Raw genomic sequence first — 18,273 nt, 5'->3', positions numbered from 1 at the left:
AAGAGCCAGAAGCTTCCCTTCTCCTAATGCAAAGATTTGTCTTGTTTGTCCAGAATGCCTTAAAAAAACTTCTTGGACGCTCGCTTGGGTTAGCCCGCAGGGATGGCCACAGGAGAGGGCAGTAGCCGCTCCATTGCTGCCTGCAGATCCTGGGTCAGAGCTTGGATAGCTTGCCGGCGGTTGGCCTGGTAGGTGGGCCAGCGCTCTGAGACGGAGAGGGGCTCCCCGATGCGGAAATGGGCTAGCCGCGGCCCCAGCTGAGGAGGAGCGACCAAGGGATTCTGGCCTTTGATCCAAGCCAGGAGGTTCCACAGCCGCAGGGCAGTTTCGGCCAGTTCCTCTAGGCTAGGCCGCTCGGGTAGAGGGCGGACGGCAAATACCATTAGGGTCTCCACCAAGCGCATATGCCAGAGGTGGAAAGTGGCCTCCGAGGCAATGCGATTGGCTAGGCTTTTTTCTACTGCAGAGAGGGCAGCAACATCGGGAATATCTTCCCGGTAGATCCAAGACCAGCCTGCCTGCTCAAGGCGATGTCGCCGCTCGATGAGGTCTCCCTGAGGTTGCAAGCCAAAGCGCTGCTCAGCCACGCGCAAAGCCAGATCCAATAAGCTTTGCAGACGTGTCCGCAGATCCCCTCCTTCTCCCCGCTTGGCCCAAGTTGCCGCAGGCAAAGTGGGGGCATAGAAGCGCTCGTAGAAGTTCTCCAGGGTCTGAATGAGGTGTTCAGCCAAGCGGAGCAAGCGGGCCATGAGAGATTCTTTGCCGACATGGGCTGAGCGCCCGGTTGGCAGGTGGCAGTTGGCCTCCATGCGGCGGAGCAACCTGTCGAGGGCTGCCCGGGGATCCCTCAAGTACTGGTAGCAGAGGCCCACGGGTAGGATCAGCACTTCCTCTGGCCGACCTGCCTTGAGCAGATCTTCCACTGCCCAGAAGCTCAACTGGGCCACTCCCGGTTCCAGGGGGTTGAGCAGCCCACTCATGCCGTTGATGGTTCCCTCGGGTGCCACGGCCAACGGATAGGGACCTGAGACTAGCTGCTCGCGGGAACTCTTCAGCCCTGCCCGATCCAGACGGCCCCGCAGAATGGGGATCCCGCCTAGCCGGGGCAAGCCCCAACTGGCAATGGCCCCCAGCCACAGCGGCAGGCCGCGGTCGTAGACAAACAGGACGTGGGGCCGCTGCCGCAGCCGGATCCCCTGTTGCCGGGCCACCTGAGGCAAAAGGTGAGCAAACAGGTACAGCAGACAGGGAGGGTCATCGAGGGTGGGGTGGCGAAAGGCTACCAACAAGCGAATCTTGCCTGCTTCAAATTGCTGATAAAGCTGAGCCAAGCGCTCCCCTCCCTCCACCTCAACGCGCGGGATCCCTTTGGTCCAGCGCAACCAAAAAGGCAAGCCGGTTTGGACAAAACGAACCACCCAAGGCGTCAATCGTGGCGGCAGAAACTGGAGGGGAGGTTGAACCGTCTGCGGCATAGGGATCCTCAAATCTAGGGTTGGCACGCTTGGTGAACCTAGGCTTTGGATCCCCTCTTAAAGAGGGCGAAGAGGCAAAAAAGCCCCGCTGCAACAGTTGCTCAACTGGGCTCCCTCTGCTCAGAAGGTTTTCAACCTCCTGCTGCTTTTTTCCGGCGGCCCCGTGTCTTTTTGGGGGCAGCTTCTCCTGCGGCTGAGTCTTCCATGACCTGGCCGTTTAACACCTGCTTGAGGTGAATGTGCTTGTAGCCTAGGTGGATCTCAAACTCATCGCCAGGCTTGAGATTCATCTGCTTGGTGTAGGCAGACCCGATGATGATCTGCCCATTTTTGTGAACGCTGACGCGAAAGGAGGGCTCGCGACCGCGCTTTTCACGGCTACTTGGGCCGAGGCTGAGACCTTTTGCTGCCAGCACCGCATCGTAAAAAGCGTTTAAGTTGACGCGGAGCTTGTTGTTCTTGGTCACGGTTACGTAGCCACAGCGCTTTGCCGTTTCCCGGCGCGGAAGGTGCCCCAAAGCTTCTATCTTCTGCAAGAGAGCCTTGCCAGTTAGGGGTTGTGGTGGTACATCCAACATTTTCTAATACCCTACAGCCCTCTCTAGGATCATAACCTCCTGAAGTACTTCTGCAACCAAAAGCTTGCAGCTCCGCTCCAGGTCGTGTTTACTCTAGGGGAGAAAGGCTCTTCTCAATTGGGCGTTCAATGGGTGTTCTGGCTCTGGATAAAGCAGCAGAGAGAGGGGATTTGTTTTGCCCAAATGGCTTGGCAAGACGGTTAGAAGAAGGCCTCAGCTAGCGGCAAGTGCTCATCTTTTCCGGAAATTAGCCGGGCGCCAACTGCTGGGCTACTAGGGAGGGAAGCTGAGCTACAGGGATCCCCTCTAGGATCTCGGCGGCAAAGGCATAGGTGAGCAGTTGGCGGGCTTGGGCCAAGGGAATGCCGCGGCTTTGCAGGTAGAAGATCTCTTCCGCCTCCAGTTGGCCCACGGTGGCTCCGTGGGTGCATTTGACGTTGTCGGCGAAGATCTCCAGTTGGGGCCGGGTATCCACTCGCGCCTTGGGGCTTAAGAGGAGGTTGCGGTTGGTTTGGGCCGCGTCGGTCAGTTGGGCTTCTCGGCTGACCAGAATGCGCCCGCTGAAGACGGCACGGGCTGTCTCGTCGACAATGCACTTGTGCAGTTGGCGGCTACTACCCTGGGGGGCCTGATGCCGCAGGCGGGAGTGGGTGTCGCTGTGCTGGGATCCCTTCAACAGGGTCAGCCCCCGCAGGTGGGTGTGGGCCTGGGGCTCCACCTGGGCCAGCTCCAGGTTGTGGCGGGAAAACTGGGATCCCCACTGGAGGGCCTGCAGCCGGTAGTGGCTGTAGCGGCCCTGGCGCACGGCGGTTTGGTTGATGTGAAAGGCCTGGGATCCCTGCCGCTGGACGAGGATGTGGTGCAGGCGGGATCCTTCTTCCAAGGCAATCTCGGTAACCACGTTGCTGAAGGGGATCCCCGAGCCCCAGGAAAGGTGGTCTTCAATTAGGGTGAGGGAGCTGTAGGCTGGCAAAGTCAGCAGGCAGCGGGGCTGGGCCAAAACCGCCTCTCCTTCAGGGGCCACGGTTATCCAGAGTAGATGCAAGGGCGGCAAAACCTTCTCGTGGGGCAAGAGCTCAATCTGGATCCCGCCGCCTAGGTGGGCGGTGTTGAGGGCGCTGAAGACATCGACCTTGGCGATGGTTTGCAACCCTCCAGAGGCAGCCTGGCTGAGGGGAGCAAGGCGCAGCGCCGACGGCAGGCCGCTCAAGTCAGAAAGGTGGGGAGCGAAGTAGCCGTTGACAAAGACGGCATAGCTGTGGCGGCTTTCCGACCACAGCCAGGGCTCCAGAGTGGCCCGGTTCACATCCCCCTCCCCAGGGCCGGCCAAGCGAAAGGCGTGGGCCACTAGCGGCGAGAGGTCGCTGTATTTCCAGTCCTCTTCGCGCGGAGTGGGGATCCCCAGTTCCGCCAGTTGGGCACGGGCCTGCTGTCGCAGAGTGGCGTGGGAGTCCTCCACCTCCGGGATTTGGCTAAGAATGTGCTCCAGAAAGGAGCGGCCAAAACTGGCAGCGTCGCTTTCTCCAACCGACGACTTGGGCACCGCAGCGCTCATCCCACCTCCTCCCTAAGCCAGTCGTAGCCCCGCTTTTCCAGCTCTAGCGCCAAAGTCTTGTCCCCGCTAAGGACAATGCGCCCCCCTTCCATCACATGCACATAGTCAGGGGTCACATACTCCAGCAGGCGCTGGTAGTGGGTAATGAGGAGTATGGCCTTCTCGGGGCCGGCCAGCTGGTTGATGCCCTGGGCAACGATGCGCAGCGCGTCGATGTCGAGGCCAGAGTCCGTCTCGTCCAAAATGGCCAGGGTCGGCTCCAGCACGGCCATCTGCAGGATCTCGTTGCGCTTTTTCTCGCCGCCAGAAAACCCCTCGTTGACGGGGCGCTCCAAAAAAGCCGGATCCATTTTGACTAGCTCCAGCTTTTGGCGCACGAAGTCGTCAAACTCGAGGGGATCCATTTCCGGCTGATCCCGGTATTTCTGCCGGGCGTTGTAGGCAGCCCGCAGAAAATCCAAGTTGCTTACCCCTGGAATCTCGATGGGGTATTGAAAGGCCAAAAAGATCCCAGCCCAGGCCCGCTCCTCCGGTTCCATGGCCAAGAGATCCTTGCCCAAATAGAGGATCTCACCCCCAGTTACCCGGTAGTCCGGGTGGCCGGCCAGGATCTTGGAGAAGGTGCTTTTCCCAGAGCCATTTGGCCCCATGATGGCGTGGATCTCGCCGGCCCGAACTTCCAGGTTTACCCCCTTGAGGATAGGGGTGCCGTCGATCTCAGCGGTGAGATCGCGGACAGATAAAATGACAGGGCTGTTTTCCCGGATCATCTCAGCGGTTGCTCTTGAATGAACTCCGGACGAGCGTTCACCCTGGGATCGCGCAGCTAGCTAAAGTAAGCCGGCAATGGCCAATTCAGCTTGCTGGGGATCTAGCCAACGGATCCCTCTAGCTTCAAGCTCAGCAAGCGATCTGCCTCGACGGCAAACTCCATGGGCAGTTGGTTAAACACCTCCCGGCAGAAGCCGCTGATGATCATAGACACAGCATCCTCTGCAGAGATGCCGCGCGACTGAAAGTAAAACAACTGCTCTTCTCCAATCTTAGAGGTTGAGGCTTCGTGCTCCACTTTGGCGGTGTTGTTTTGCACTTCAATGTAGGGGAAGGTGTTGGCGCTGCACTGATCCCCAATCAGCAGCGAATCACACTGGGAAAAGTTGCGGGCGCCCTCTGCCTTCGGCCCAATTTTCACCAAGCCGCGGTAGCTGTTTCTGGAGTGCCCCGCCGAGATCCCTTTGGAGATAATTCGGCTGCGGGTGTTGCGGCCTATGTGGATCATCTTGGTGCCGGTATCGGCCTGCTGGTAGTGGTTGGTCAGGGCAACTGAGTAAAACTCGCCCACCGAGTTTTCCCCCACCAACACACAGCTTGGATACTTCCAGGTGATGGCGGAGCCAGTCTCCACCTGCGTCCAGGAGATCTTAGAGTTGGCCCCCTGGCAGAGGCCGCGCTTGGTAACAAAGTTGTAGATGCCGCCCCTGCCGTTTTCGTCGCCGGCATACCAGTTCTGCACCGTCGAGTACTTGATTTCGGCGTTGTCCAGGGCAATTAGTTCCACCACCGCCGCGTGCAGTTGGTTGGTGTCGAACATGGGGGCCGTGCAGCCCTCCAGGTAGCTGACGTAGGATCCCTCGTCGGCAATGATCAAGGTGCGCTCGAACTGGCCCGACTCGCTGTTGTTGATACGGAAATAGGTCGAGAGCTCCATGGGGCAGCGCACCCCCTTGGGCACATAGACAAAGGAGCCGTCGCTAAATACCGCCGAGTTCAGCGCCGCGTAGTAGTTGTCGGCGATAGGCACCACCGTGCCCAAGTACTTACGCACCAGCTCGGGATACTCCCGCAGCGCCTCCGACATGGAGCAGAAGATGATCCCTTCCTTGGCCAGCTTTTCCCGGAAGGTGGTGGCCACCGAGACGCTGTCGAAAATGGCGTCCACCGCTACATTGGCCAGTCGCTTCTGTTCAGACAGCGGGATCCCCAATTTTTCAAAAGTCTCCAGCAGCACCGGATCCACTTCGTCCAGGCTCTTTTTCTTCTCCCGCACCTTGGGGGCCGAGTAATAGACGATGTTTTGGTAGTCAATGGGGGGGTAGGTCACGTTTGGCCAAGTGGGCTCGCTCATCTTCAGCCACTGGCGGTAGGCCCGCAGCCGGAACTCCAGCATGAAGTCCGGCTCCCCCTTTTTGGCCCAGATTTGGCGAATGATGTCCTCGTTTAGGCCCTTGCCGATGGATTCTGAAGGGATGTCGGTAACAAAGCCGTACTTGTAGGGCTGGTTAACCAGGGCGCGGACGCTCTTAGACATGGGTGGCTCTCAAGTAGGGATTAGAAGCGCGCAAGAACAGACGGCCAACTAAAACAACATAGTTGTTGCTTAACTAATCCTCAAGTTACTTTAGCAATGATCCCGTTGTCAAAATAGGCAGGAGGACAACGGTGAACCGAGCACGTAGGATCGCCGGCCAGGCTACCCAGCCTACTTCCAGTAAGCAGGCTATTTTGATCTACCTGCGCAAGGCAGGACAGGCTACTGCCCAAACCCTAGCAGAGCACTTGGGCATTTCTCCCCAGGCCATTCGCCGCCACCTCAAGGATCTGGAGGCGGAGGGACTGATCCGCCATGTCGCTCAACCCAGCGGCCTTGGCCGTCCCCAGCACTTCTATCAGCTTAGCCCCCAGGGGGAAGCGCAGTTCCCTGCCCGCTACGACGAGTTTGCCCTGGGCCTACTCAACACGCTGGCCGAAACCTTGGGAGCCGAACAGATGGGATCCCTGCTCCAGCAGCAGTGGCAACGCAAAGCCCAGGAGTACCAAGCCCAGATGGGATCCGGATCCCTGGCCGAGCGGCTAGAGCGCCTGGTACAGTTGCGCCAGGCAGAAGGCTACATGGCCGAGTACTACCCCTATCCCAACCACCTGGCTGCCCCCAGGCCAGCAGAAGGCTCTGAGCAGTATGTCGAGCAGTACGTCCTGGTGGAGCACCATTGCGCCATTGCCCAGATTGCCCAGCGTTTTCCCAGCGTCTGCGGCCATGAGCTGGAGATGTTTGCCGCTGCTCTGCCCGATTGTCGGGTGGAGCGCCTCAGCTGGCAAGTTAACGGGGAGCACCAGTGCGGCTACTGGATTGCCAAGCCAGGCTCCTCTGCAGGGATCCCTTCCTAGGCCCAGCCCCGAGAAGGTGACGCCTTCAGAAGACAGGCAAGAGCAGCCATAGTCTTAAGGATCCGCCACCTCAAAGGCCCACAGCCCTCGCTCTGCTGGAATCCGATGCAGCTGACCCTTGGGAAAGCGCCGCCGCAGCGCTGCCCCTTGCTGCTCCCATACCCCCTCGTTCATAAACAGGGTAAACGGCGGCTCTAGGTCTTGGCTAAGCAACGTCTCGGGGGGAAAAACCTTCACCTCTTGTTCTTGCCCGGCAAAAAATTGAATCCAACTTTGCCAGTAGGCAGGCTCTCCCCAACTGAAATAGGGGTAGGCGGCGCTAGCAGCCAAATAGAAGCGGTGGTTGGGATCCCTCTGTCGAGCGGCCACGTAGCGCCCGGTGGCTCCCACGTCGTTGCCCTGCGTCGAGCCCTTGTGGACAAAGTCGCCCCAAATGGCCAAGTTCCAGCCTCCAATGAGGAGGATGGTGCCCGCCATCGCTACTGCTGTTACGGTGGATCCCCAGCATTCTAGGAAAGCAACTAGCCTCTGGATCCCTTCCAGGGTTAGGTAGGCTACAAAGGGCAGGATCACGAGCAGGCGGGTATAGTTGGGGGCTTTGGTGATAGCCAGGCTAAAGAGCAGGTAAAGAAACAGGAAACTGCCAATACAGAGCCAGTCGTGCGGCTGGCTGCACCCCCTGAGGACGCGGTAGAGCCCAGATCCCAGCTCTAGCCAAATCAAGATCCCTGTCAAGGGATCCACAAAGGCATGGCCGTAGTTGGAATAGATATAGCCCCGGTCGTGCTGGCTGGGGTCGTTGAACATGCTCAGGCCATTGCGGATGTTGCACCACACCCCCTCTGCCGGCGTAGCCGCATTCACCCACATTTGCTGCAGCGCCCGCCCCTCGGGGAAAAAGAGAAATTGCTGGCGGGCATACTCGGCGCTTTCTGGGGGGGCAGTGGCGGTGGCTACCAGAATGGGCGCGGCCACCAGAAAAAATCCCAGCGCTGCCGGCACTGTCAGCTTGGCTAGGGTCCAAACGGGGTTGGCCTGCAGATCCTCCCGCCCCAAGAGCAAGTACAGAACGCCAAACAGGAGTCCCAACAGGATCACCACGCGCCCTGGCAAATAGCCGTAGAGGGAGAAAGCCGCTGCCCCTCCCCCCAAATACAAAAGCAGGGGATTTTTTTCCCGCACGCCCTTCAAGATCAGGGCCAGAGCTGCACACTCCACCAGCACAATCAGGTTTTCCCGCATGGCCATGCGGCTAATGCCTAACAAGGCGTGGTTGGATCCCAGAAGGGCCGCTCCTGCCAAGGCCAGCCGGGAGTTCCAGAACGACCGAAAAACCCGTAGGCCACCAGAATAGTAATCACCCCAAAGGCGGCATGCACCGTGCGCACATTGACTAGGGTGACTCCTCCCATCAGCCGCGTCAGGCCGCCAAAGAGGCTAAACATAAAGCGGGGGAAATAGAAGTACTCTGGCATCAACCCAAAGAGATCGGGGTAGCGCACCCCGGAAGCCCGACGAGCCATGGAGGTGATGACAATCTCGTCGGTGTTGATTTGAAAAGGGATGTTGGCCAGGTCGTAGAGGTAGAGGGGAGCAAAAACCAACGCCAACAGCTCTAGGTGCAGCAGCTCCTGGCGCCAGCGCAGCCGCGTCGGATCCCAAGGGGGCTGAGCCGGGGGAAACTGGGCCACATACAGCCCCACCAGCAAAATGCTCAGCAGCCAGATCCCAATTTGCAGTACGTGGTAGCCAAACGCCCCGTACCAGAGGGTCAGGGCTATTCCCAGGCCGAGGCCAGATCCCAATAGAGTCGGGCGTCGGGAAGTGGCCAGGGTATCCCAGACTGCCATAGGACTGGTCTCAGCCCACTGGTCGATAAGTTAGTAACCCCGCGTTCTCTCCGTCTCCCGCTCCAGTTCCGGCTCCTTGAAGTTGGAGGGATCGTAGAGGAAGCGGTTGACCTCATCTTCGAGGCGGTAGATCTCAAAGGGCTCTAATTGCTTGCCAGTTCGCAAGGCCAGCAGGTAGCCGTCCACCAGCAGCCGTAGCTCGTCAATGCGCTGATAGCCGCGATGCCAACTGTCCACCAGCGCATCGGTTAGAGCTTGATAGTGCCGGATTAGCTTTTGGTCCTGCAACATGGCGATCTTTTGCCCACCTGGTCTCATCCTAGCGTTTGATTTTCGTTTGTTAAGCAGAGATTGCAAAGCCGCACTATTCCTCAAGAACGGGCAAGATTAGCCGCGAAGGCGTGTTGCCGCCGCTGTGAAGAGTCAGGGTGAGAATGCGGGCTTCCATTTGCCGCTCCTCCCGCTGGCCTGTACCTGGGTTAACGGGGTAGGCAGGGAAACAGGCTGCGCTTAGGCTAAGGCGTAGAGCGTGACCACGGGGAATGCGGATACAGGTGGGCTGACAGGGGATCCCAATGGGGACATTGGGCTGGGGATCCCGCAGACGGCGGTAGCCCTGGGAAAAGTTATACACCTGGCCATCCGGCCTCACCACCGAGAGCACGGCGCAGAGATCAAAGCTGGGGCTGTCCGCCTCGACGTAGAGCTCTGCCGTGATGTCCCCCGCCAGGAGGAGGTCGGTTTCTAGAGGGGGAGTGGTGTAGGTAAGAACATCGGCGCGGCAGTCAACAGCGGAGCGCTCTTGGGGTCCGGCAGGGTAAACCAGGTGACCCCCCAGGGCGGGTACCGGTCGCCAGGGATCGTGCACAAAAGTATCCGACTGCTGCCTCGGCGGGGGCTCCGGGCGGAGGGATCCCTCGAGTTCGGAAAGGGCAGCTAGGCCAGTGCTGTGCAGGTAAAGAGCTTTTGGCTCAGGGTTGGGCCAGGCCTCAAGGGTGCGCCAGCGGTTGGAGCCCATCTCGAACAGGCGCACCGGCGGCTCTTGGAGGATCCCTGTGTCCTTGCCTTTGAGGAATTGGTCAAACCAGCGCACCTGCAGCCGATCGATGGGGCTGACGGCCTCAGGGCCAAAATCCAGCGCTCCCACCCTGCGCCCCCAAGGGAGGTGGGCCCACGGCCCGACAACCAGGTATTGGGGGTTTTGGCTGCGGGCACTCATCTCCTTGTAGAGGCGTAGGCTGCCACTCAGGTAGCTGTCAAACCAGCCGGCAATGTGCAGCATTGGCAGGTCCACCGCCTCCACCCGAGGGGAGAGCTGGCGCCAGTAGTCGTCCGGCTCGCTGTGATCCAGCCAGTCGAAGTAATAAGACTGGGGCGCATATTGCTGCAGCACGCCCGGCTTGAGGGGGATAGGGTCGTGGAGGGGCAGGTTGCGCGACGCCTTGAAGAGGGCCTGATAGGCACTGGCATCTCCCCGCCGGCGTGCTCCCTCGGCTTCCAGTTGCAGGGCCCAACTGAGGTTGTTGTAGAAGGCAAAGGCTCCCCCAGGGTAGGCGGCATCCGCGTAAAGGTCGTAGGGCAGCATTGCCGGGCAGATGGTTTTCAAAGCGCTGGGACGGGCGGAGGCGGCATACAGCTGGGTCATGCCCTGGTAAGAAAAGCCGTACATACCCACCACGCCGTTGCTCCCTGGCAAAGCAGCCGCCCAGCTGACGGCGTCGAACCCATCTTCAACTTCGTGGCGGAAGGGGTAGAAGGAGCCTTTGGAAGTGCCTCGCCCACGCACATCCTGGATGACCACAATATAGCCATGGGCTGCGTACCAGCGCGGATGGGCGTACACCACTGTCGAAGCAATGGCCCGGCCATAGGGCTGCCGCATGAGCAAAACCGGATAGCTCCCTTCCCCCTCGGGGCGATAGATATCCGCGTCCAGTTGGATCCCATCGCGGGTTAACATGGAAACCGTTTCCCGGGGACGTACAGGCAGCATGGTTTGGAGGGGCGCGGTGAGGCTTTCCTACAGGTTACTCAGTCCACCAAGGAAAACATCAGCTCGCCTTCAGTAACCAATTGCCCCCCCACCTGAGCCCGGCAGAACATCTTGCCGATGCGCTTTTGCCGGATGGTGAGCAGGTCAGCTGACAGCAGCAGTTGATCTCCAGGCAGGACGGGGCGGCGAAAGCGTACCCCATCGATGCCGGCAAAAAGAGCTAGGCGCCCGGCTGCATCCGGCAGCTTGGTCAGGACGATCCCTCCCACCTGAGCCATGGCCTCAACAATGAGGACACCGGGCATAATGGGGCGGTTGGGAAAATGTCCCTGGAAAAAAGGCTCATTGAAGGTGACGTTTTTGAGGCCCACTGCCCGCTGCCCTGGGAGATACTCCACCACGCGGTCCACCAGCAAAAAGGGATAGCGGTGGGGCAGAATCTCCAGGATTTGGTCTGTAGTGAAAACGGGGGGAGCAGCTGCCAACTGAGCCGCTGCTTCAGCCGAGAGAGGGGGAGGAGGACAGACGTCGGAGGACATGGCAAACCCAAAAAAGAGCTGGAAGACCAACCTCAAAGCCTAGAGGGGAAACAGCCTAGTCCCACGATAGCGAGCAGTGCATCCTGTCAAGACTGCAGGAGAGAGGCCAGCTTGCCGTGGCAGCCAGGATCCCTTTCTGGTGTTGCCTCCGCTTGAATCTGGAGGGATCCGCTCCTTAGCAACTGTTTGGCCAGACGGTGGTGCAGAGCATGCCCCGCCTTGTAGGCCACGATGTGCCCCTGGAGGCGGCAGCCCAACAGGCTGAGATCTCCTAGTAAATCTATCAGCTTATGGCGCACCGGCTCATCGGGGTAGCGCAGGGGTCCCAGCCACGCGGTTGCAGTACAGACAATGGCGTTTTCCAGGCTGCCCCCTTGGATTAGCCCCTGTTGGCGGGCTAGCTCCGCATCTTGCTGGCGGGAAAAAGTACGCGCCGCTGCGATGGAGCAGACAAAATCCGGCCTATCTTCTCTCCAGCTTAGCCACTGTTGGCCAATGGGAGAGTCGGCAAACTCGATGCCATAGGTAAAGCGGGCCTCGGGGTGGGGCAGGGCACTGACAAAAGCCTCCCCTGCCCAGACGGTAACCGGCTCTTGAACCACGCCCACCAGGGCGGGTTGCTCCTGGGCCAAGATCCCGGCCTGGACAATGGCCTCCACAAAGGGCAGGGCCGAGCCATCGAGGATCGGCAGCTCTGGCCCTTCTACCTCAATGCGGCAGTTGTCGATGCCCAGAACGTAAAGGGCAGCTAGGAGGTGTTCCACCGTCTGCACCTGAGCAGATCCCTGCTGCAGGCGGGTGCAGAGGGCAGCAGGAGCTAGGGATCCCACCTGGGCAGGGATAGGAGGGGAGCCCGGCTGATCCACCCGCACGAAGACCCGACCGCTGCCAGCGGGGGCCGGGTGGAGACTGCAGCGGACCGGCAGGCCGGTGTGTAGGCCGACGCCTTCTAGGGAAATAGAGCTGGCCAAGGTGCGCTGTTGACTTCTCATGGGGCTCCTGCCGCAAGACGCTCTTGGCCCTGGTCGAAAACCCGGTAGTACAGCTCCCGGTAGCCCACGCGCAGGCTGCTGCTGGCGTCTGCCAATCTGGCTTTGCGACTGCGAGTGCCGTAGGCGCTGAACACCTCGTAGCTATCTCCCTCGAAGAAGAAGGAGGAGACATCGGACACCTCTTCGCCTCCCAGCAACTGCCAACGCCCTCCCTGGAATCGCAGCCGGTAGCGGGCCCTGTCGAAGCTGCCAGAGGGACGGTCGATAGTGGCGTCGATCCTGCCCTCGTACTCCGGGGGCTCGGCTCCTGCTATGGGATGTACCTCGACGGAAATATCGCGGTAGCGGCAATTGGGACGGTTGCAAAGGCGAATTGAGCGCATCGCCTCGGCAATGGCTTCCAACCGCTGTCGCGCCTCCGCTAGAGAAACCCCCTGGGCCGGCTCTAAGGTGGAGGACAGTCTTTCCTGCGCAGCCAGCGCCGCCGATCCCCAGCAAAGCCCCAGCAGCACAAAACACAGCAGGCCTAGCCAGCAGCGGTAAGCAGATCCCATAGGGCTAGTTGTGGCAGGATCTAGTTCCTCTACTCTATCCGTAACCCCAGGCGATGCAGACACCCTCCCCCAGGGTTCAGGAACAATTGGCCCAGGTGCGGATTGTCCTGGTGCGACCAGTGGGGCCGCGCAACCTGGGCGCCATTGCCCGCGTGATGAAAAACATGGGTCTGCGACAGTGGGTCTTGGTGGATCCCCGCTGCGATCCCCTTGATCCCGAAGCAGTTACCATGGCTGTGCATGGCGCCGACTTGCTCCGCCAAGCCCGGCAAGTGCCAACTCTGGCGGAGGCCCTCCAGGGATGTGTCCAGGTCTTCGGGACTGCAGGCCGCCGCGAGCCCTACCCCCCCGAGTGGCAAGTTCAATCTCCCCGCCAAGCCTTTCCCGAGCTACTGGCCGCCGGTCCTGTGGCTTTGGTGTTTGGCCCTGAAGATCAGGGCTTGAGCAACGAAGAGCTGGCCCTCTGCCATCGCCAAATCCAGATCCCCACCGATCCGGCCTACCCTTCCCTCAACCTGGCTCAGGCGGTGGGCATCTGCTGCTACGAGCTGCGCACCCTCCTTTGCCCAGATCCGCCGCTTCCGCCTAGCCCTGGCCTCTCCAAGCCAGCTCCCTTCGAATTGCTGGAGGGCTTTTTCGGCCAGCTGGAGGCGCTGCTATTGCAAATTGGCTACCTGTATCCCCACACGGCCCGCCGCAAGATGCTCAAGCTGCGCGCCCTCTTTCACCGCGCCGGCTTGACCGTGTCCGAGGTGGCCCTGCTGCGCGGGATCTTGCGACAACTGCAATGGAGCCAAACGGCCTGGCGTCGAAACCTCCCCCAAGACGATTAATGCGGGGGTTTGGATCCCGTAGGGGCGGGCAGGCAGTACACTCTGGCGGCTCCTCCCGGTTGCAAAGCCGTACGCAGCCCCAACCCCAGACCATTCGCTAGCATCCTGAACCGCCAGGGTTGCAACTTGCAAAGACTGGCTGGTGAGGGGCAGAAGCTTTTGTTATCCTGGCGCTTAGGTTCTCCCGTCGGCAGGGGGAAGGCGGCAAACTTTTCCTGACACGGGATGCGAGCAGGGTCTCTAGCTTGCCGTGTCAGGCGGGCGTGCTTCTAGTGGCAGGATCGGAGAGAGGGTGGGATCCAATGTTTACGTGGCTCTGGACAAGGCACTTTTCTCGGTTGAACCAGAGGCTGCAAAGCTTGGAGGTGGCCCGTGAGGAAAACCTTCTGTCCCCTGATCTCAGCGCCCAAACCCTGCAGGTAGCCCCCGATTTTTGGGAGCGGCAGCACCAGGCTTTTGTCTACGTAGATAAGCAGATCCGCAAGCTCAGCCGTCGCAGCAAAATCTGGGGTGGCCTGGCGCTGCTGGCGATTTTGGCCGATGCTGCCTTGGTGGTTGCCGGCCTAACCCTGTTCCAGTCTTGGCAACAGCTGCAGGCCAACCAAAACCTTGCCCGCATCGTTGAGCAGGCGTCAGCTGCCGATCCGGTGCAGCAGGCTTTTGACAACCTGTTGGCTCAACTGCCGCACCTGAACGGGGTGGAGCGGTATCGTGCCCTGGAGGCTCTGCAGGCTCTCTCGGCTATTGCCCCGGTAGATCAGGGTTCTGGATACGAGCCTAGCTTGGCGGCAACTCCTCTGGAGGCCCAAGTGCAAACAATCTACCGTCTAGGGCAGATGCGGGCGGTTGAGGCGGTGCCGGCTTTGCTGACCAAGCTTGCGGATAGGGAGCCGGCAGTGCGGGAGGCGGCAGCTCGTGCCCTTGGTCAGATTGGGGATCCGCGCGCCCTTCGGCCTTTGCACGAGCTCCTGGCCCATGAGACGGATGAGCTGGTCCAGGAGGCAGCCATTGCCTCCATTGCCCAACTGCTGCGGTAAAAAGCAGGTCAAACTGGCATTGATCCGGGCGTGGGGATGAAAAGCCGCAGGTTTAGCAGAGTAAGCACGCTGGTAGGGATCCTGTGTTGGGTATGGGCAGCGGCTGGGCCAGTTTGGGCGCAGGATCCCTTCCGCAGTGGGGCCAATGCCCGCCCCATCAAGCCAGAGGTGGCTAGTGCCTTTGAGGAGTTCTTCTGCGCAGGCCGCTACACGCAGAGCCGGGAGAAGCTAGAGAAGGCTAGACAAGCTTCTCCCCAGGAGCCGATGGTCTACGCCCTGCTGGCGGCGCTGGCCTACCAGGAGGGGGATCTGGATGCTTTTGCCCAGTTAGCCACCCAAACCCGCCAGGTGGCCGCCGAGCTGAAGAAGACGGATCCCTTGCGCGGCAACCTGTACGAGGGCGTGGGCTATGGGTTGGAAGCGGCCAACATTGTGGTGCGGGAAGGGGTAGTGCTCGGCTTGCCTAAGGCGTTGCCCACTCTCAACCAATTGTTTGCGTCCATTCGCGCCGCCCAGGCAGTAGACAGCAGCGACCCGGAGCTCAATCTTCTCAACGGCTATATCGACTTGCTGCTAACCTATCGGGAGAAGGCTTTGAACCAATTTCGCCTAGCAGCGCCTGAGTATTTGTCCTACCGCGGCCAAGCGCTGGCCTACCGGGATATGCAGCGCCATGACGAAGCGCTGGCGGCAGTGGAGCGGGCAATTGCTGTTTCCTGCAACAACCCCGAACTTTACTACCTCAAGGCGCAAATCCTGGTTGCCAAGGGTCAAGACCGGGAGGCGGTTCCCCTTTTCGACCAGGCTTTGCAGGCCTCTAGCCAGTTGCCGAAAGCCTTGGTGGAGCAGATCCAGATGGAGCGGGATCGCGCCGCCCAGCGCAGTGGGCTGACTGTCCAGTTGCCTACACCGACTCCCTCTCCCTAAACCGATGGGCCTGCGCATCAGTGGCAAACGGACGCTGCAAACCCCTGCTGGCCGGGGAACTCGGCCCACCCCTGGGCGGGTGAGGCAAGCCCTGTTCAACATTTTGCAGGGGCAGGTGAAGGACTGTCGCTGGCTGGATCTCTGCTGTGGAGCCGGCACGGTAGGGGCAGAAGCCTTGTGCTATGGGGCAGCCTTTGTGGCCGGCATTGAGATCGCTGCGCCGGCCTGTCGCCTCATCCAGGCCAACTGGGCAAAGGTAGCTCAGCCGGGACAATCTTTCCAGGTGATTCAGGGGGATGCCCGCAAGCTGCTCAGCCGCGGCCTGGGTTTGGATCCTTTCGATTACGTCTATTTTGATCCCCCCCATGACGCCGGTCTGTACGCCCCGCTTCTGCCGCTGATCCCGCCCTTGCTCAAGCCAGGTGGAACCTTGATTGTCGAGCATCGCAGCGGCCAAAAGCTGCCAGAGCAGGTGGGATCCCTGCTGCGCGTCGACCAGCGGGCTTATGGGCAAACGGCGCTGGCTTTCTACCGCAATCTGGAAGAAAAGCTCTAGGGAAAAGGAGTGCTAACAAAGCCAATTTCCAGCAGCTGCTGGTAGGCCTGGGTGCCTAGCTCCCGGGTTGGGGTTTGGCTTTTGATGACCTGGATCAACCAGCCCACGGCCTCCTCAGGGCGCCCAGCAGCCCGATAAACCACGGCCAGGTCGTAGGCGGCCTGATCCCGAGCCTGGGCGGCAACGCGGGCCAGCTCCCGCTGCTCTTCGGAGATGCGGTTTTGGATCCCAGCAAAAGCGCGGGAGAGATCCTGGTGGTAGTTGGAGCGCTGGTTGTAGGCGTTAAACACCTGCTGCAGGAGCTCGATGGCTCGGTCGTAGTTTTGGGCCTGAATGGCAGCGTTGGCCTCAGCAGCCAACTGTTCAGCTCGCAACGCGCTGAGAGCGCTGCTGGGTTGTTCTAGGGCCCGAAACTGCTGGGGATTGGGAATGAGCTGCTGGCGGGCGGGCAGTTCTTGAGCCGTAGCCCAAAGACCTGAACCGACACCCAGCACTAGGCCAAGCAACAAGCCAAAGGCCAGCTGTACCCAAGAACGGGGCAGGAAGGCAAGACCACGAGCAGCAGCTCGACCACCAGCAGGAGGCCGTCGAAACATTGGCAAGTAACCCTCAAAACCTTGCTAACCCGTTCCACTCTACCTCACTCCGCGGGGCTTTGCTGCAGCTCAGGGATCCCCTCCCCTAGCGGTTGCTGAGGAGGCAACTGTTCAGACGGCGGGGAAGCCGGTTGAGCCTGGGAGGGAACTTTTTCTGGCAGCAGGGGCAAGTTCATAATCCGCTCGTACAGGCGCAGGTACTGCAAAGCCGAGCGGTGCCAACTGAAATCGCTGGCCATGCCTCGCTTTTGCAGCGCTTGCCAAGTCTCCTTGTGCTGAAACGCCTCCCAAGCCCGCGCTAGACAAGTGTAGAAGTCCAGAGCCTCGTAGCGGTCAAAGCAGTAGCCGGTGCCGATCCCTTTGCTGGGAATATGGTGGCTGACCGTATCCACCAGTCCCCCTGTACGGCGGACAATGGGCACACAGCCGTAGCGCATGGCAATCATCTGGCTAATGCCGCAGGGCTCAAAGCGGCTGGGCATTAAGAAAACATCTGCCCCCCCATAGATTAACTGGGCCAGTTGCGGCTGATAGCCCTGCTGATAGGACATTCGGCCTGGGTGCCGCTGGGCCATTTCCCGGAGCCGCTCTTCGTAGTGGGCTTCGCCGCTGCCCAGCAAGACAAATTGCGAGTCACTGTAGGCCAGAAAGCGCTCCACGGTTTGAATGACCAAGTCAATCCCCTTTTGTTCCACCAAACGGGTCACCATGCCCATGAGAAAGACGTCGGGGTTGACGGTCAAACCCAGGCGGGTCTGCAGCACGGCCTTGTTCACCGCTCGACCGCTGAGGTCGTCGATGCTGAAGTTGGCGGCTAGATGGGGATCCGTGCGGGGATCGAACTTCTCGGTGTCGATTCCGTTTAAGATCCCCCACAGGCGTTCTCCTTTCCAAGCCAGCAGATCCTGGAGGCCTTCTCCATAGAGACTGGTGCGGATCTCCAGGGCGTAGGTGGGCGAAACGGTGGTTACCTGGTCGGCGTAGAGGATCCCGGCGGCCATAGTGTTGTGGGCGGAAAAATACCAGGGCAGCCAGGTCATGCGTTCCAGTTGCCAGCGCCACGGTCCCTGATAGGCCAGGTTGTGAATGGTAAAGACGGTGCCGATATCGGGAGCCTGGTGCATCCAGGCCGGGATCATGCCGGTGTGCCAATCGTGGCAGTGGATGATGTTGGGCCTCCAGGGGTAATAGGTCCAGGCAAATTCGGCCACGGCATTGGCAAAAAACGTAAAGCGCCAAAACTCGTCCTCGCCGTCGTAGATGCGGTGGGGGGCAAAGCAGTAGTGGCTGACCAGGTAAAGGGGGACATCGGTGCCGGGTAAAACGCTTTCGTAGATATCGGCCACCTGGCCCATGACCTGCTTCGACCAAATGGGGTCTTTGGAGCGGGGGTATTGCCCCGGCTCTGGGCCAAATTGGTCCCACAAAAATCCGTACAGGGGCATGATGATGCGCACGTCCTGCCCCAGCTTGCGCAAAACAACAGGCAGGGATCCCACCACATCCCCCATCCCCCCCACCTTTGCCAAGGGCGCTGCTTCCGCTGCTGCAAACAAAATCCTGGCCTGTACCACCCTGCCCTCCCTGCTGCAATACCAGACCCTCCCCCTCCTATTTTTGGGG

At 60.2% G+C, this 18,273-nt stretch carries 19 protein-coding genes; 5 read left to right on the top strand and 14 right to left on the bottom strand.

Annotation, left to right across the window (positions count from 1 at the left end):
- Nucleotides 1–89: 89 nt before the first annotated feature.
- The 5 genes from NW812_RS03675 to sufB form a co-directional block, all read right to left on the bottom strand.
- Nucleotides 90–1,475, bottom strand: coding sequence for a 1-acyl-sn-glycerol-3-phosphate acyltransferase (locus NW812_RS03675; protein WP_414394159.1), 1,386 nt, complete (start codon nucleotides 1,473–1,475; stop codon nucleotides 90–92).
- Between the two features lie 131 nt (nucleotides 1,476–1,606).
- Nucleotides 1,607–2,053 (bottom strand): AbrB family transcriptional regulator, encoded by a 447-nt coding sequence (locus NW812_RS03670; RefSeq protein WP_414394157.1) that lies wholly within the window; start codon nucleotides 2,051–2,053, stop codon nucleotides 1,607–1,609.
- A 247-nt stretch (nucleotides 2,054–2,300) separates the two neighbouring features.
- Complete coding sequence (gene sufD / locus NW812_RS03665) at nucleotides 2,301–3,608, bottom strand: Fe-S cluster assembly protein SufD (protein WP_414394155.1); 1,308 nt, start codon at nucleotides 3,606–3,608, stop codon at nucleotides 2,301–2,303.
- Nucleotides 3,605–4,378 carry a Fe-S cluster assembly ATPase SufC gene (sufC, locus tag NW812_RS03660; RefSeq protein WP_414394154.1) on the bottom strand — a complete coding sequence of 258 codons (774 nt, stop codon included), beginning with the start codon at nucleotides 4,376–4,378 and terminating at the stop codon, nucleotides 3,605–3,607. The genes sufD and sufC overlap by 4 nt, the downstream gene beginning before the upstream one ends.
- 101 nt (nucleotides 4,379–4,479) lie before the next feature.
- The gene (gene sufB / locus NW812_RS03655; RefSeq protein ID WP_414394152.1) at nucleotides 4,480–5,916 is read right to left on the bottom strand and encodes a Fe-S cluster assembly protein SufB; all 1,437 of its coding nucleotides are present in this window, start codon (nucleotides 5,914–5,916) and stop codon (nucleotides 4,480–4,482) included.
- Between the two features lie 131 nt (nucleotides 5,917–6,047).
- Between sufB and sufR the strand changes: the two genes are divergently transcribed.
- Nucleotides 6,048–6,773 (top strand): iron-sulfur cluster biosynthesis transcriptional regulator SufR, encoded by a 726-nt coding sequence (gene sufR, locus NW812_RS03650; protein ID WP_414394150.1) that lies wholly within the window; start codon nucleotides 6,048–6,050, stop codon nucleotides 6,771–6,773.
- A gap of 54 nt (nucleotides 6,774–6,827) precedes the next feature.
- On the opposite strand, the gene NW812_RS03645 is transcribed toward sufR, so the two are convergent.
- The 7 genes from NW812_RS03645 to NW812_RS03615 form a co-directional block, all read right to left on the bottom strand.
- Nucleotides 6,828–8,075: a hypothetical protein gene (locus NW812_RS03645; RefSeq protein ID WP_414394148.1), complete on the bottom strand. Its 1,248-nt coding sequence runs from the start codon at nucleotides 8,073–8,075 to the stop codon at nucleotides 6,828–6,830.
- On the bottom strand, nucleotides 8,033–8,623 hold the full coding sequence (locus NW812_RS03640) for a hypothetical protein (RefSeq protein ID WP_414394146.1): 591 nt from the start codon (nucleotides 8,621–8,623) through the stop codon (nucleotides 8,033–8,035). Before NW812_RS03640 ends, NW812_RS03645 begins: the two co-directional genes overlap by 43 nt.
- 30 nt (nucleotides 8,624–8,653) lie before the next feature.
- Nucleotides 8,654–8,914: a DUF6761 family protein gene (locus tag NW812_RS03635; protein ID WP_414394144.1), complete on the bottom strand. Its 261-nt coding sequence runs from the start codon at nucleotides 8,912–8,914 to the stop codon at nucleotides 8,654–8,656.
- Between the two features lie 73 nt (nucleotides 8,915–8,987).
- Nucleotides 8,988–10,616, bottom strand: a complete 1,629-nt coding sequence (locus NW812_RS03630; protein WP_414394142.1) for a CocE/NonD family hydrolase — start codon at nucleotides 10,614–10,616, stop codon at nucleotides 8,988–8,990.
- 38 nt (nucleotides 10,617–10,654) lie between these two features.
- A complete protein-coding gene (fabZ, locus tag NW812_RS03625; protein WP_414394140.1) occupies nucleotides 10,655–11,155 on the bottom strand; it encodes a 3-hydroxyacyl-ACP dehydratase FabZ in 501 nt (166 codons plus the stop codon).
- Between the two features lie 86 nt (nucleotides 11,156–11,241).
- Nucleotides 11,242–12,147 (bottom strand): UDP-3-O-acyl-N-acetylglucosamine deacetylase, encoded by a 906-nt coding sequence (gene lpxC / locus NW812_RS03620; protein WP_414394139.1) that lies wholly within the window; start codon nucleotides 12,145–12,147, stop codon nucleotides 11,242–11,244.
- On the bottom strand, nucleotides 12,144–12,701 hold the full coding sequence (locus NW812_RS03615) for a hypothetical protein (protein WP_414394137.1): 558 nt from the start codon (nucleotides 12,699–12,701) through the stop codon (nucleotides 12,144–12,146). Before NW812_RS03615 ends, lpxC begins: the two co-directional genes overlap by 4 nt.
- A 53-nt stretch (nucleotides 12,702–12,754) precedes the next feature.
- Here NW812_RS03615 and NW812_RS03610 point away from each other — a divergent pair, with 53 nt between their 5' ends.
- The 4 genes from NW812_RS03610 to rsmD all read left to right on the top strand — a co-directional run bounded on the left by NW812_RS03610 (nucleotide 12,755) and on the right by rsmD (nucleotide 16,054).
- On the top strand, nucleotides 12,755–13,534 hold the full coding sequence (locus NW812_RS03610) for an RNA methyltransferase (protein ID WP_414394135.1): 780 nt from the start codon (nucleotides 12,755–12,757) through the stop codon (nucleotides 13,532–13,534).
- Nucleotides 13,535–13,872: 338 nt separating this feature from the next.
- Nucleotides 13,873–14,571: a HEAT repeat domain-containing protein gene (locus NW812_RS03605; protein ID WP_414394134.1), complete on the top strand. Its 699-nt coding sequence runs from the start codon at nucleotides 13,873–13,875 to the stop codon at nucleotides 14,569–14,571.
- 36 nt (nucleotides 14,572–14,607) lie between these two features.
- A complete protein-coding gene (locus NW812_RS03600) occupies nucleotides 14,608–15,498 on the top strand; it encodes a Sll0314/Alr1548 family TPR repeat-containing protein (protein WP_414394132.1) in 891 nt (296 codons plus the stop codon).
- 4 nt (nucleotides 15,499–15,502) lie between these two features.
- Complete coding sequence (rsmD, locus tag NW812_RS03595; RefSeq protein WP_414394130.1) at nucleotides 15,503–16,054, top strand: 16S rRNA (guanine(966)-N(2))-methyltransferase RsmD; 552 nt, start codon at nucleotides 15,503–15,505, stop codon at nucleotides 16,052–16,054.
- On the opposite strand, the gene NW812_RS03590 is transcribed toward rsmD, so the two are convergent.
- On the bottom strand, nucleotides 16,051–16,650 hold the full coding sequence (locus NW812_RS03590; protein ID WP_414394128.1) for a hypothetical protein: 600 nt from the start codon (nucleotides 16,648–16,650) through the stop codon (nucleotides 16,051–16,053). The genes rsmD and NW812_RS03590 overlap by 4 nt on opposite strands.
- Before the next feature lie 44 nt (nucleotides 16,651–16,694).
- A complete protein-coding gene (glgA, locus tag NW812_RS03585; protein WP_414394126.1) occupies nucleotides 16,695–18,224 on the bottom strand; it encodes a glycogen synthase GlgA in 1,530 nt (509 codons plus the stop codon).
- Nucleotides 18,225–18,273: the final 49 nt, after the last annotated feature.

This window comes from Synechococcus sp. O70.2 (assembly GCF_047462135.1).
Classification (GTDB): Bacteria; Cyanobacteriota; Cyanobacteriia; order Thermostichales; family Thermostichaceae; genus Thermostichus.
The sequence above is the reverse complement of the archived record's forward strand: the minus strand, read 5'-3'. Positions and strand labels throughout refer to the sequence as shown.

Bases quoted from the DNA above. Each gene is read 5' to 3' on its own strand.
- NW812_RS03675 (WP_414394159.1), bottom strand. From the start codon at position 1,475: ATGCCGCAGACGGTTCAACCTCCCCTCCAGTTTCTGCCGCCACGATTG.
- NW812_RS03670 (WP_414394157.1), bottom strand. From the start codon at position 2,053: ATGTTGGATGTACCACCACAACCCCTAACTGGCAAGGCTCTCTTGCAG.
- sufD (WP_414394155.1), bottom strand. From the start codon at position 3,608: ATGAGCGCTGCGGTGCCCAAGTCGTCGGTTGGAGAAAGCGACGCTGCC.
- sufC (WP_414394154.1), bottom strand. From the start codon at position 4,378: ATGATCCGGGAAAACAGCCCTGTCATTTTATCTGTCCGCGATCTCACC.
- sufB (WP_414394152.1), bottom strand. From the start codon at position 5,916: ATGTCTAAGAGCGTCCGCGCCCTGGTTAACCAGCCCTACAAGTACGGC.
- NW812_RS03640 (WP_414394146.1), bottom strand. From the start codon at position 8,623: ATGGCAGTCTGGGATACCCTGGCCACTTCCCGACGCCCGACTCTATTG.
- NW812_RS03635 (WP_414394144.1), bottom strand. From the start codon at position 8,914: ATGTTGCAGGACCAAAAGCTAATCCGGCACTATCAAGCTCTAACCGAT.
- NW812_RS03630 (WP_414394142.1), bottom strand. From the start codon at position 10,616: ATGCTGCCTGTACGTCCCCGGGAAACGGTTTCCATGTTAACCCGCGAT.
- fabZ (WP_414394140.1), bottom strand. From the start codon at position 11,155: ATGTCCTCCGACGTCTGTCCTCCTCCCCCTCTCTCGGCTGAAGCAGCG.
- lpxC (WP_414394139.1), bottom strand. From the start codon at position 12,147: ATGAGAAGTCAACAGCGCACCTTGGCCAGCTCTATTTCCCTAGAAGGC.
- NW812_RS03615 (WP_414394137.1), bottom strand. From the start codon at position 12,701: ATGGGATCTGCTTACCGCTGCTGGCTAGGCCTGCTGTGTTTTGTGCTG.
- NW812_RS03610 (WP_414394135.1), top strand. From the start codon at position 12,755: ATGCAGACACCCTCCCCCAGGGTTCAGGAACAATTGGCCCAGGTGCGG.
- NW812_RS03600 (WP_414394132.1), top strand. From the start codon at position 14,608: ATGAAAAGCCGCAGGTTTAGCAGAGTAAGCACGCTGGTAGGGATCCTG.
- rsmD (WP_414394130.1), top strand. From the start codon at position 15,503: ATGGGCCTGCGCATCAGTGGCAAACGGACGCTGCAAACCCCTGCTGGC.
- NW812_RS03590 (WP_414394128.1), bottom strand. From the start codon at position 16,650: ATGTTTCGACGGCCTCCTGCTGGTGGTCGAGCTGCTGCTCGTGGTCTT.